Here is a 12,718-nt window from a genome sequence, read left to right as displayed (position 1 = left end):
GCGCCAGCATTGGCGGCCGGGAATGTCCGGGCGGGACCTAGGCGGCCGGGACGTGCTCCGCGTGGCCGGCCGTGCGCAGGCCCTCGCGGAGCTTCTCCGCGTTGGCGTCCAGCGTGGCCGGATCCGGGTGCTGGTCCACGGAGCCGAAATCAAAGTCCGCCATTGAGTTCGATGGCCACACATGGACGTGCATGTGGTTGATTTCGTAGCCGGCCACGATCAGCCCGGCCCTGGCGGCGTCGAACACCTCCACCTGGACGGCGCCGATCTTGCGGGCAACCTCCATGACCCGGCCGAGGACCTCGGGCGAGGCATCCGTCCAGCGGTCCACTTCCTCGGTGGGCACCACGAGCGTGTGCCCGTCGGCCAGCGGGCCCATGGTCAGGAACGCCACGACGTCGTCCTCGCGCCAGACGAAGCGGCCCGGGATCTCGCCGTTGATGATTTTGGTGAAGAGAGTGCTCATGCGTCCGCCTTTTCTGCCGGGGACCCCAGGGTACTGACGTCCAGGACAAAACGGTACTTGACGTCGCCTGCCACCATGCGGTCGTAGGCTTCGTTGAGCTGGTCCGCGCCGACCACCTCAACGTCGGACACCACGCCGTGCTCGGCGCAGAAGTCCAGCATCTCCTGCGTCTCGGCGATGCCGCCGATGAGCGAACCCGCATAGGCGATCCTGCGCCGGATCAGCACCCCGGGGTTGACTGGCGGCATCGCTTCGGCGGGCAGGCCCAGCTGGAACAGCACGCCGTCCAGGCCCAGGGTGCGGAAGTAGGGGTTGAGGTCGTGCGGTGCGGCGACGGTGTCGATGATGACGTCGATACTGCGGTTCGCGGCTTCCATCGCGGCCAGGTCGGTGGAGAGGATGACGTCGTCGGCGCCGAGCTCGCGCGCTGCGTCGAACTTGTTCTCCGACGTCGTGAAGACCTTGACCTCGGCGCCCATGGCCTTGGCGATCTTGACGGCCATATGGCCGAGGCCGCCCAGTCCGACGACGCCGACGACGTCGCCTTCCTCGACCTCGAAGTGGTTCAGGGGCGAATATGTGGTGATGCCGGCGCACAGCAGGGGCGCCGCGGCGGCGGGGTCCAGAGCTTCCGGCACCCGCAGGACATAGTGCCGGTCCACCACGATCGACGTCGCGTACCCGCCCTGGGTGATGGCGCCGTCGTTGCGGGCATCCTTCGCCCCGTAGGTTCCCACGGCGGCGTTTTCGCAGTACTGCTCGAGGCCGTCCAGGCAGCTCTCGCACTCTCGGCAGGAGTCCACGATGCAGCCCACGCCCACGCGCTCACCCACTGTGAAGTCGTCGACGGCGGAACCGAGCCGGGTGACCCGGCCGACGATCTCGTGGCCCGGGATCAAAGGGTAGGTGTCGCCGCCCCATTCGCCCCGGGTGGCGTGCACGTCCGAGTGGCACAGTCCGCAGAATTCGACGGCGATCTCGACGTCGTCGGCCTTCGGCGCCCGTCGGGACACAGTCAAGGGCACAAGCCCGCTATCCGGTGAGGTGGCACCGTACGCAGCAGCGAGAGTGGGGCCGGCCTTCTGAGCGGCGCTGTCCGCGGTAGCGGATTTGGTGTCTGTGGTGTCCAAATCCGGCAGCGGCTTGGCAAGGGGCGGGGGTACGGGACGTCCAGGTGTCATACGTTGACGCTACCCCCGGTCCCGGGATGTATTCCACTTTGGGGTGCGGGGCCACGCTGCGGGTCACGTGTGGGCGGTCTGCGCACCGGAGACCGCGCCGCCGCGGGAGACATGTCAACAATGAGGCCACGGTTGCGGTCCGATATGGCCTCGCGCGTCCGCCCGCCTCGGCTGTTCCTATTAATGTCGGACCCCGACGGAGACTGGGTTCATGGACGGCAAGCAGGGGCCCGACGAGGCTTCATCAGTGGCAGGGCACGGTGACGAGGACCTCCAGGAGTTGCTCGCATTCTGCTCCCGCGTGCTCCGGGACCAGCGTCAGCCCGAGGACCGCGCCGGGATCCTCGAACAGTACCGGCGGCTTGACGAGCTTCACTCCGCTATCGACGCATTGCTGATGCGTTTTCGGCTCGACGTTTTCCTGGGCAGCGTTCCTGGAGTTACGCCCGGAAGCTCCCCGATGGCTTCCGAAGCGGTGGAACGGTTCCGGAGGGCCATTAATGTCATAGCCCGCAGGGACACTTAACTCATGGACGGCAACCAAGGGCCCGAAGTGGTTCCGGCAGACCCGGCATCGGCAACTGCGGTGACCGTCGCTGAACTGGCCCGGATCCTGGCTTTCCTCCCGGCCCCGGACAGCGCCGCCGCCCTGATCGACGAGATCCGGGACCTGGAAGACCTGAAATCCGCCATGGCAGCCCGGCAGGCCCGGCACGCCGTGGCGTTCGACCTGCTCCAACGCCGCGAACAAGCCGCCGCCGGGGTTCCGGCCAAGGAACTCGGGACCGGTGTCGGCGCGCAGATCGCCCTCGCCCGCCGCGAATCACCCGCCAAGGGCGGCCGGCTCCTGGGCCTGGCCAAAGCCCTCGTGACCGAAATGCCCCACACCCTCACCGCCCTGGAAACCGGGCAGCTGAACGAATGGCGCGCCACCCTGCTCGTGCGCGAAACCGCCTCCCTGACCGCCGCCGACCGGGCCGCCGTCGACGAGGAACTCGCGCCCGACACCGGGACGTTCGCCGGCGCCGGTGACCGGTCCCTGGTCGCCGCGGCCCGGGCCGCCGCCTACCGGCTGGACCCCCGCTCCGTCACCGAACGCGCCGCGCACGCCGCCACCGAGCGGCACGTCAGCCTCCGCCCCGCCCCCGACACCATGTGCCACCTCACCGCCCTGCTCCCCGTGACCGCCGGCGTCGCAGTCTACAAGGCCCTCACCGGGCACGCCGACACCCTCCGCGCCGCCGGGGACCCGAGGGGCCGCGGGCAGCTGATGGCCGATGCCCTGGTCGAACGCACCACCGGCATTCCCGGCGGGATCAGCGGCGTCGAAATCCAGCTCGTCATCACCGACCGCGCCCTCTTCCAGGCCGGCGCCGAACCGGCCCGGCTTCCCGGCTACGGCACCGTCCCCGCCGGCTGGGCCCGCAGCCTCATCAACGGCACGGCCGGCGCCCACAGCGGTGACGGCGGCGGTTCCCCGGGACACAGTGGTCCCCCTGGACCCGGCGCCGCGGCCCCAAACACGGACAGAAACGGTGACGGCCAGTCCGGCGGTCCCCCTCAACCGGGCGGCACCGCCGGGAGGGCCGATGACCCCGCGTTCACCCTCTGGCTCCGCCGCCTCTACACCCACCCCGGCACCGGCGAGCTCATCGCCATGGACTCCCGCGCCCGGCTCTTCCCCGCCGGGCACCGCCGATTCATCCTGGCCCGCGACGACACCTGCCGCACCCCCTACTGCGACGCGCCCATCCGCCACCTGGACCACATCGTCCCCTGGCACACCGGCGGCCCGACCACCACGGACAACGCCGCCGGCCGCTGCGAAGCCTGCAACCACACCAAAGAAACCCCCGGCTGGAAAGCACGCCCCGGCCCTGAAGCCGCACCCGGATCCGCCTCGAGCATCGGCGCGAGGCACACCATCGAACTCACCACCCCCACCGGCCACACGTACCGTTCCACCGCGCCGCCCCTGCCGGGGACACCGCTTCGGCCATCGGCCAGAGACCAGCCGGGGTCCCAGCCGGGCTCCCGCCACCGGCGCCAGCTCCGGCACCAAGCCAAAACGCTCAGGCGCGAAAGGCCCAAAGGGGCAGCCGCCTAGGAATCATTGACTGCCCCAGGAGGAACTGGAGGCGCTCTGGGCAACCTGCGCGGGCCGTCCGGTGCTCGTGCTGGCCCTCAGTGTGAAGCCGCATCCTCACCGTACGGTTCCGGCCCGGTGACAACATCGTTCGCGGCACCGTGGCACCACTCCGAAAAGGACCCCGGATAGAGGGCAGCGGAAAAGCCGGCAATCTCGAGGGCGGCGATTTCATGGGCCGCCGTCACTCCGGATCCGCAGTACACGGCAGTGGGGACGCCGTCCCGGTAACCGAGCCGTTCGAAACGCTCCCGCAGCTCCGCCGGGGCCAGGAAGCGCCCGTCAGCGCGCAGGTTCCCGGTAGTGGGGGCACTGACGGCCCCCGGAATATGGCCGGCGCGGGGATCCACGGGCTCGATTTCACCGCGGTACCGCTCCCCCGCCCGGGCGTCCAACAGCAGCCCCTGCCGGCCCCAAGTGGCGGCTTGTCCGGCGTCGATCGCGGGCATGGCGCCGTCGGACAGGGTGACGTTTCCGGGTGCGGGCTGTTCGGGTCCGGCAACCAGCTCGAACCCGGCAGCCCGCCACGCGGCCAGGCCGCCGTCGAGCAGGTACACAGAACTAAAGCCGGCGTTGCGCAGCATCCACCACAGCCGGGCCGCAGCCATGTTGCCGCTGTCGTCGTACGCTACGACCGCATCGCCGTCGTTGATGCCCCAGCGGCGCGCAGACTCCTGGAACTGCTCCGACGGCGGCAACGGATGCCTGCCGCGTGCCGGTTCCGCCGGTCCGGCAAGTTCAGTGGCGAGATCCACGAAGACGGCCCCGGGGATGTGTCCGCGCAGGTAGTGATCGTGACCGTGGGGATCTCCCAGCGCCCAGCGAACGTCGAGGAGTACTGTGCGCTGGCCGGCTGCGCCGGCGTCGTCCATCCGGTCCTTGAGGGCGGCAGCATCGAGAATTGTGTCCATTTCCCCACTCTATCTTTGGCGTCCCACCGCCCCCGGTAGGCTGTAGCGGTGAACACCGCGCACCTGCAGGACCGGGCCTGGGCCGACGAGGCCGTCCGCCGGATCAACGCCGAAAACAACCGCTCTGCCGACACCCACCTGTATTCGGTGCCGCTCCCGGAGCACTGGGGCGTGCAGCTTTACCTGAAAGACGAGTCCACCCACCGCACCGGCAGCCTCAAGCACCGTCTGGCGCGGTCCCTGTTCCTCTTCGGCCTCGTCAACGGCTGGATCCGGGAAGGCACCACAATCGTGGAGGCATCCAGCGGCAGCACCGCCGTCTCCGAAGCCTATTTTGCGCAGCTGCTGGGACTGCCCTTCATCGCCGTGATGACCCGGACCACCAGCCGCGAGAAAATCGCCCTGATCGAACAGTTCGGCGGCTCCTGCCATCTGGTGGACCACGCCTCCGAGGTCTACGAGGCCGCCGCGGATCTGGCCAGCAGCACAGGCGGACACTACATGGACCAATTCACGTATGCCGAACGGGCCACGGACTGGCGCGGGAACAACAACATCGCCGAATCGATCTTCGGCCAGCTGGCGCTGGAGGAGCACCCGGTCCCCCGCTGGGTGGTGGTCGGGGCCGGCACCGGCGGGACCAGCGCCACGATTGGCCGGTACCTGCGCTACCACCGCTACGAGACGGGCCTCGCCGTCGTCGACCCGGAAAATTCCGCGTTCTATCCGGGCTGGCGGAACAGCCGGCCCGACGGCGGGACAGCTGCCGTACCCGCGGCGGGATTGCCCTCCCGCATCGAGGGCATCGGCCGGCCGCGGATGGAGCCGAGTTTTGTGCCCGCCGTGATCGACCACATGATCCAGGTTCCCGACGCCGCCTCGGTGGCGGCCATGCGGCATCTGAGGGACCACGCCGGTCTGCACGCGGGTCCGTCCACCGGGACCAACCTCTGGGGCGCGTGGCAGCTTATCGCCGGGATGATCGCGGAGGGCCGCCGGGGCAGTGTTGTGACCCTGATGTGCGACGCCGGGGACCGCTATGCCGGGAATTACTACAACCCGGAGTGGCTGGAGGCCCACGGCCTGGATCCCGAACCCCATGAGGCCGTGCTGCGCGAGTTCTTCCGGACCGGCGCCTGGCCGGCCTAAGCCAGCCGGCCAGCACGCCCGCCAGTACGCCGGCCTAAGCCCGCCAAGGCGCCCGCGGCGGCTAAACCTCCGCTGTATCGCCGCTTGAGAGGTGCCGGTACTCGGTGCCGTACTTGGCGCCGATCCGGGTCACGTGCCCCTCCACCAGGCCGCGGCCCAGCTCGTTCAGCAGCGCGTCGTGGATCGGGAAGGCCTGCGGTGCGCGGACACCGATGACAAAATCCACCACTTCGCCCACCTTGTTCCACGGAGCGTGGATGGGTACCAGCAGCGTCTTGACGTCGACGCCGTCGGGGATCGCGAAGGAGTCCCCCGGATGGTAGACATTGCCGTCGACGAGGTAGCCGACGTTGGCCACCACGGGGATCTGCGGATGGATGAGGGCGTGCTGGCCGCCAAAGGTCCTGATGGCGAAGCCCGACGTTTCAAATTCCTCGCCCGCGCCCGCCGCATGGATGCGGCTCGCGGCGTCGGGCGCCTTGCCGCGGAGCGTCGCGGCCACGGTCTCCGGGGCGAAAAGCTCAAGGGTGGTGTTCGACTGCAACGCCGCGGCGACGGCGTCGACGTCCACATGGTCCGCGTGCTCGTGGGTAATGAGCACAGCATGTGCTCCGGCCAAGGCCTGGTCCGTCTCCGAAAAGGTGCCCGGGTCAAACACCAGCACCCGGCCGTCCTGTTCGAGGCGGACACAGGCGTGAGTAAATTTCGTCAGCTTCATCCGGCCAGCCTAGGCACCAGCCGTCACAGTGTCCACGGAGCGGTGCTGGCAATCTTGGGCGCTGGTAATCTTGGACATTGCCACCCTTAGCGAGTCCCACCCGCAAATTCTTATGACGAAGCGAGTTCCACGATGTCCCAAGGCGCTACCACCGGCAGCAGCCGGACTCCGGCCTCGGCACCCGTGCAGGGCAAGGAACAGCGCGTCACCAAGCAACGCCTCGCCGTCAGTGCCGCCTTGGACGACCTGGCGGACTTCGTCAGCACCCAGGAACTGCACCGCATCCTCCAGGAGCGCGGCACCGCGGTGTCCCTCGCGACCTCCTACCGGATCCTGCAGTCCCTCGCCGACGACGGGCTGGTGGATGTCCTGCGCAACGCCGACGGCGAGGCGGTGTACCGGCGGTGCGCCGTCACCGGGCACCACCATCACCTGCTGTGCCGGAACTGCGGCAAGGCCGTGGAAGTGGAAGCACCGGCGGTCGAGGCCTGGGCCGCGCGGATCGCGAATGAGCACGGCTTCACCGCAGTGGAGCACACCGTGGAAATCTTCGGACTGTGCCCCGAATGCACAGCCAGTCAGCCCGGCCAGTAGCCGGAGCTGCTGAAATTCCCCACCTTTGACCTCGTGACCCCGGAAATCACCGGCGGGGCGCAGGGACCCGCCGGCTGCCGGCGGCTAACCTGGGGAAATTCCGCCGCAAAGGCGTGAGAGCGTTTAAGCCACAGCTCCCGCGCTCCGCACCACCCGCCCGTTGAGCCCCCGCCTGGCCCGGGCACTGCCGATCATCCGGCAGGCCACGTAGATCAGGAACGACAGCGTGGTCACATAGGGGCTGATCGGCAGCCGGCCGCCGAGGGCCAGCAGGATGCCTCCGACGGTCGCCGTCATCGCGAAAACGATGCTCAGCGTGACCACCAGCCGGGGCGAGGACGTGACGCGCATCGCCGCCGCCGCGGGCGTGATCAGGAGGGCCAGCACCAGCAGGGCGCCGACAATCTGGATGGACAGCGCCACGCTGATGCCCAGCAGCACCATGAACCCAAGGGCCAGGGCCCGCACCGGGACGCCGCGGGCGGTGGCGACGTCGGGGTCGACACTGGCAAAGGTCAACGGCCGCCAGATGGCGGCCAACGCCAGCATCACCACGACGGCGGCGACCGCCAGGACCTGCAGCTGGACGGTCCCGACCGACACGATCTGCCCGGTGAGCAGGCCGAACTTGTTGGCCGCCCGGCCCTCGTACAGGGACAGGAAGAGGATGCCCAGGCCAAGCCCGAAGGGCATGATGACGCCGATGATCGAGTTCTTGTCCCGTGCGCGGACCCCCATCACGCCGAGCACCAGGGCTGCCAGCACGGATCCCGCCAGCGAGCCGAGGATGATGTCGGCGCCGATCAGCAGTGCGAACGCCGCGCCGGCAAAGGAGAGTTCCGAGATTCCGTGGACGGCGAAGGCGAGGTCGCGTTTCATCACGAAGGTGCCCATGATTCCGCCGAGCAGCCCGAGGACGGCGCCGGCCCAGATGGAGTTCTGCACCAGGACCAGCAGCTCGCCGTAGTTTTCGAAGTTGAAGATTGAGTGCAGCAGGTCGCCCAGATCCATTTAGCCCACCTCGCCCGCGACTGAGTGCGCGTCCAGATGGTGGTGCGTCGCGGCATCCGGCAGCCCGACGACGATCAGCCGGCCGTTGGCCTGGATGACTTCAACACGGCTGTCATACAAATCGGAGAGCACCTCGGTGGTCATGACCTCCGCGGGTGTGCCCACCCGGAACTTTCCGCCGGCCAGGTACAGGACCCGGTCCACGTAGTCCATGATCGGGTTGATCTCGTGGGTCACGAACACCACGGCGCTGTCCGCGTCGCGGCATTGCCTGTTGATCAGCGCGCTGACGCCCTGCTGGTGCTGAAGGTCAAGGGAGAGCAGCGGCTCGTCGCACAGCAGCACCTTGGGATCGGTCGCGAGGGCTTGCGCCACGCGGAGGCGCTGCTGCTCACCGCCGGAAAGCTGCCCCACCGGCACCTTGGCGTAATCGGTGGCGCCCACAAGCTCCAGGAGTTCATCGACTTTACGGTTCACCTTGGCGCTGCCGAGGCGGATGCCCCAGCGGTGGCCGTCTACGCCGAGGGCCACGAGGTCGCGGGCGCGCAGGGGCGTATCGGGGTCGAATGATTTCTGCTGGGGCACGTAGCCGATCCGGCGGCTTCCCCGCTCAACGGGGTGGCCGTCGAGCACGGCCGTTCCCGTGCTCAGTTCCTGCAGTCCCAGCAGGACCTTCAGGAAGGTGGTCTTGCCGCTGCCGTTGGGCCCGAGCACGGCAAAGAATTCACCCGGGTTGATGTCCAGGTCCAGGCCCTCCCAGAGAGTCCGTTGGCCGAACGCCAGGGAGGCGCCGCGCAGGCTCACTACCGGTGTCAAAAGGGGTTTCCTCGATTTTCCGCGGAGATGGCTGCTCCCGCTGTTGCGATCATCCTAGGGCCTTGCCGATGCTCTCCACGTTTCCGGTCATCCATTGCAGATAGGACTGGCCGTCCGGGAGGGTCTCGCTGAAGTTCACGACCGGGACGCCGGCGTTCTCGGCGGCCTTTTTCACCGCCGCCGTCTGCGGTCCCTCGGTCTGAGTATTGTAGGCCAGCAGCCTTACGCCCCGGGATGCCACGAGATCGACGGTGGTCTTGAGCACTGCGGGTGGGACGTCGGCGTCCTCCTCGATCGCCGCCGTGTACTCGGCCGGGGTCTCGTTCTCCAGTCCGGCGTCCTCGAGCAGGTAAAGCGGTACGGGCTCGGTGACGGCCACGGGCGCGTGGCCCGCCGAGGACTTGATGGCGGCGAGCTTCGCTTCCAGGCCTCCGAGCGAGTCCTTGAAGGCCGCCGCGTTGCTCCGGAACGTCTGCGCCGAGGCCGGTTCCAGCGAGCCCAGCTTCTCGGCGACGGCGTCCGCGAGGCGGGACATGGCAGGCAGGCTGTACCAGACGTGTTCGTTCAGCCCCGTGGACCCGTGGGTGTGGCCGGCGGAGTCGGGGCTCGCCGCTGCCGGGCTTTCGCTGGCAGCGCTTTCGGAGACAAGGCCTGAAACGTCCACGGCGCTGATGACGCTGCCGCGGTCCAGTCCGGTGTCGGTCGCCAGCGTGTCCATGAAGGCGTCGTATCCCCCGCCGTTCTCCACCACCAGCTCGGCCTTGGAGACGGCCAGCTTGTCCTGCGTGGTCGCCTCGTACGAGTGCGGGTCCTGGCTGGTGCGGTTGATGATCGAGCTGACCCGGACCTTGTCGCCGCCGATGCTGGAGACGATGTCGCCGTACACGCTGGTGGATGCGACGACGTTGACCATGCCGTCCCCCGCGGTCCCCCGCAGGCTGCCGGACGTCGGACTGCACGCGGTGAGCAGGAGGCCCAGGCCGGCAAGACCAGCCAGCAGGACTCGGGCAGCGGGACGACGCACGGAAAACCTCGGATCTGTTATTGAGAATCAGGAGCAATAGCAACAGCCCGAGTGTATCCCTAAATAGGAATCATTCCTATTTAGGGATACACGGCGTGCCCCGCCAATGCCCGGCCGCAGCTGCCCCATCCGCTGCTGGGCTGCCCGTTATTGGGCTGTCCCTTACTGGTCCTGGCCCAGCCTGCGGTAGCCGGTGGCCTGCGTCGCGTCCCGGATTTCGCCGACGAGCTGCTCGATCACGTCTTCGAGGAACAACACGCCCTGGGTCAGCCCGTCGGGTCCGATCACGCGGGCCAGGTGCGAACCCGTGCGCTGCATGACGGACATGGCCTGCTCGATTTCGTCGTCCATGGCGAGGTTCGCCAGCGACCGGATGCGGCTTTCCGCAATGGGCTGGTGGTACCCGGCGTCCGGGATGGACAGCACGTCCTTGATGTGGAGGTAGCCGGCCAGCATGCCGTCGTCGTCGAGCATCGGGAAGCGCGAGAACCCGGTCCGGCTCACTGCCTTTTCGAATTCGACCGGAGTGGTGGCCGCCTTGAGCATGACGAGCTTGCCCAGCGGAACCATCACACGGGACGCGGTGTGTTCGGAGAACTCGAGCGCTCCGGTGATGAGTCCGGCGTCGTCGTCCACGAGTCCGTGGCGGGTGGATTCCTGCACGATCGACTGCACTTCTTCAAGGGTGAAGGTGGAGGTCACCTCGTCCTTCGGCTCAATCCGCATCAGCTTCAGGATGTGGTTCGCGGACCAGTTAAGCGCCGCAATGACGGGCTTGACGAGCCGCCCGATGAACATCAGCGGCGGCGCCAGCAGCAGCGCCGCCTTGTCCGCGACGGACACGGAGATGTTCTTGGGCACCATTTCCCCGAACGTGACGTGCAGGAACGTCACCAACAGCAGGGCGACGGCGAAGGCCACAATGTTCGCGACCTCCTCGGGGACGCCCACCGCTTCCAGCGGCACGGCCAGGAGGTGGTGGATCGCGGGCTCGGCCACCTGCAGGATCAGCAGCGAGCAGACGGTGATGCCGAGCTGGGCGCAGGCGAGCATGAGGGAAACGTTTTCCATCGCCCGCAGTGTGGTCTGGGCGCGCTTGGAACCTGCCTCGGCCAGCGGCTCGATCTGGCTGCGGCGGGCCGACATGACGGCGAATTCGGCGGCCACGAAGAAGGCGTTGCCCACCAGGAGGAACGCAAGCCAGAGGATTCCTGCCCAGTCGCTCATGCGGCACCTGCCTGGCTGGCGGGCTGGCCGTCGCCGGACACGCGGATGGGCCGGAAACAGATCCGGTCGATCCGGCGGCCGTCCATGCGTGTCACGCTGAGTGTCCCGCCGACGACGTCGACCGTGTCGCCGACTGCCGCGATGCGGCCGAGCTGGCTCATGACGTAGCCTCCCACCGTTTCGTAGGCAGCCTCGTCGGGCACGGTCAGACCCGGGATCTGTTCGGAGAGTTCATCGGGCCGGAGCAGGCCCGGGAAGTACCAGTCCCCGGAGGCGCTTTGGAGCAGGCCGGGCCGGACCTTGTCATGCTCATCGGCCACTTCCCCGACGATTTCCTCCACGAGGTCCTCCAGCGTGGTGATGCCAGCGGTTCCACCGTATTCATCCAGGACTACGGCCAGTTGCAGGTTGCCCTCGCGCAGTTCGGCGAGGAGGGCGTCAAGGTGGATGGTTTCGGGGACCCGGAGCACGTCGGTCATGATGGCCCCCGCCTGCAGCTTGGCGCGGCGGTCCGCGGGCACGGCAATGGCCTTCTTGATGTGGACCACGCCGCGGATGTCATCGGAGGACTCGCCGATCACGGGGAACCGGGAATATCCGGTGCGCTTGGCGGCCTCGACGATATCCGAGACGGGCTGGTCGGCGTCGATGGTCTCCACGCGGATGCGGGGGGTCATGACGTCCGCGGCGGTCCGCCCGGAGAACTTCAGGGTTCGGGCGATGAAGTTGGCCGTTCCGGCGTCGAGGGTGCCCATGGCCGCGGAGCGGCGCACCAGCGAGGCCAGCTCGGCCGGGGTGCGGGCGCCGGAGATTTCCTCCTTGGCCTCCAGGCCGAAGACGTTGAGGACCTTGTTGGAGAAGCCGTTGAGCACCACGATGGCGGGCTTGAAGATAGCGGTGAACACCAGCTGGGGCCGGGCGACGGCCTTGCCGATCGGGAAGGACAGCGCGATGGCCATGTTCTTGGGCACCAGTTCGCCGATCACCATGGAGAGCAGGGTGGCCACCGCCATTGCCAGGACCAGGGACAGCGAGGCAGCCGCCGCCGGCGGGACACCGAGCGCGGTGAGGGGGCCTTCGAGCAGCTTGCCCACGGACGGTTCCATGACATAGCCGGTCAGCAGCGTGGTCATGGTGATGCCCAGCTGGCAGCTGGAAAGCTGGGTGGAGAGTGACTTGAGACATCTGAGCAACGGCTCGGCGGCGGTGTCGCCGGTGTCAACGGCGCGCTGCACAGTGGCCTGGTCCAGGGCGACCAGGGAAAATTCCACGGCGACAAAGAAGCCGGTGCCGAGGATGAGCAGGAGGCCTGCTGCGAGGAGTAGCCATTCCATGTCAGCGGCCTGCTTCCGCAGCAGCGCATGGCACGTGACGCGTCAGGGGACGCAAATGCGGGAAGGCCCGGTCTGGCGGAGGATGGTCGGCGGCGGCGGACCCTGTTTCCTGGAAAGCTCCGGAATGGCGTGCGGCCGGAG

At 68.2% G+C, this 12,718-nt stretch carries 13 protein-coding genes; 4 read left to right on the top strand and 9 right to left on the bottom strand.

The window, feature by feature from the left end:
• Positions 1–37: 37 nt before the first annotated feature.
• Positions 38–466 (bottom strand): HIT family protein, encoded by a 429-nt coding sequence (locus ARTB_RS14790; RefSeq protein ID WP_028276083.1) that lies wholly within the window; start codon positions 464–466, stop codon positions 38–40.
• Positions 463–1,647, bottom strand: coding sequence for an NAD(P)-dependent alcohol dehydrogenase (locus ARTB_RS14785; protein ID WP_243181240.1), 1,185 nt, complete (start codon positions 1,645–1,647; stop codon positions 463–465). Before ARTB_RS14785 ends, ARTB_RS14790 begins: the two co-directional genes overlap by 4 nt.
• Positions 1,648–1,858: 211 nt before the next feature.
• On the opposite strand from ARTB_RS14785, the gene ARTB_RS14780 reads away from it, so the two are divergent.
• Positions 1,859–2,173 (top strand): hypothetical protein, encoded by a 315-nt coding sequence (locus ARTB_RS14780; protein ID WP_243181239.1) that lies wholly within the window; start codon positions 1,859–1,861, stop codon positions 2,171–2,173.
• Positions 2,174–2,176: 3 nt separating this feature from the next.
• Positions 2,177–3,754 carry an HNH endonuclease gene (locus ARTB_RS14775; RefSeq protein ID WP_243181238.1) on the top strand — a complete coding sequence of 526 codons (1,578 nt, stop codon included), beginning with the start codon at positions 2,177–2,179 and terminating at the stop codon, positions 3,752–3,754.
• A gap of 77 nt (positions 3,755–3,831) precedes the next feature.
• Here the strand turns inward: ARTB_RS14775 and ARTB_RS14770 are convergent, their stop codons facing one another.
• Complete coding sequence (locus tag ARTB_RS14770) at positions 3,832–4,704, bottom strand: sulfurtransferase (protein WP_243181237.1); 873 nt, start codon at positions 4,702–4,704, stop codon at positions 3,832–3,834.
• A gap of 48 nt (positions 4,705–4,752) precedes the next feature.
• Between ARTB_RS14770 and ARTB_RS14765 the strand changes: the two genes are divergently transcribed.
• Entirely contained in the window at positions 4,753–5,853 is a 1,101-nt protein-coding gene (locus tag ARTB_RS14765; RefSeq protein ID WP_243181236.1) for a PLP-dependent cysteine synthase family protein, read from the top strand.
• A 61-nt stretch (positions 5,854–5,914) separates the two neighbouring features.
• Here ARTB_RS14765 and ARTB_RS14760 read toward each other — a convergent pair whose 3' ends face one another.
• Positions 5,915–6,571 (bottom strand): MBL fold metallo-hydrolase, encoded by a 657-nt coding sequence (locus tag ARTB_RS14760; RefSeq protein ID WP_243181235.1) that lies wholly within the window; start codon positions 6,569–6,571, stop codon positions 5,915–5,917.
• 132 nt (positions 6,572–6,703) lie between these two features.
• On the opposite strand from ARTB_RS14760, the gene ARTB_RS14755 reads away from it, so the two are divergent.
• On the top strand, positions 6,704–7,165 hold the full coding sequence (locus tag ARTB_RS14755) for a Fur family transcriptional regulator (protein WP_223916071.1): 462 nt from the start codon (positions 6,704–6,706) through the stop codon (positions 7,163–7,165).
• A 123-nt stretch (positions 7,166–7,288) separates the two neighbouring features.
• Here the strand turns inward: ARTB_RS14755 and ARTB_RS14750 are convergent, their stop codons facing one another.
• From ARTB_RS14750 to ARTB_RS14730, 5 genes are all read right to left on the bottom strand, one after another.
• The gene (locus tag ARTB_RS14750) at positions 7,289–8,176 is read right to left on the bottom strand and encodes a metal ABC transporter permease (RefSeq protein ID WP_243181234.1); all 888 of its coding nucleotides are present in this window, start codon (positions 8,174–8,176) and stop codon (positions 7,289–7,291) included.
• Positions 8,177–8,992: a metal ABC transporter ATP-binding protein gene (locus tag ARTB_RS14745; RefSeq protein ID WP_243181233.1), complete on the bottom strand. Its 816-nt coding sequence runs from the start codon at positions 8,990–8,992 to the stop codon at positions 8,177–8,179. It abuts the gene before it with no gap.
• A 49-nt stretch (positions 8,993–9,041) separates the two neighbouring features.
• Positions 9,042–10,016: a metal ABC transporter solute-binding protein, Zn/Mn family gene (locus ARTB_RS14740; protein ID WP_243181232.1), complete on the bottom strand. Its 975-nt coding sequence runs from the start codon at positions 10,014–10,016 to the stop codon at positions 9,042–9,044.
• 162 nt (positions 10,017–10,178) lie between these two features.
• Complete coding sequence (locus ARTB_RS14735) at positions 10,179–11,243, bottom strand: hemolysin family protein (protein ID WP_028277499.1); 1,065 nt, start codon at positions 11,241–11,243, stop codon at positions 10,179–10,181.
• A complete protein-coding gene (locus ARTB_RS14730; RefSeq protein ID WP_028277498.1) occupies positions 11,240–12,577 on the bottom strand; it encodes a hemolysin family protein in 1,338 nt (445 codons plus the stop codon). Before ARTB_RS14730 ends, ARTB_RS14735 begins: the two co-directional genes overlap by 4 nt.
• Positions 12,578–12,718 lie beyond the last annotated feature (141 nt).

Origin of the sequence: Arthrobacter humicola (assembly GCF_022803015.1) — a bacterium.
Lineage (GTDB): Bacteria > Actinomycetota > Actinomycetes > Actinomycetales > Micrococcaceae > Arthrobacter > Arthrobacter humicola_A.
The sequence above is the reverse complement of the archived record's forward strand: the minus strand, read 5'-3'. Positions and strand labels throughout refer to the sequence as shown.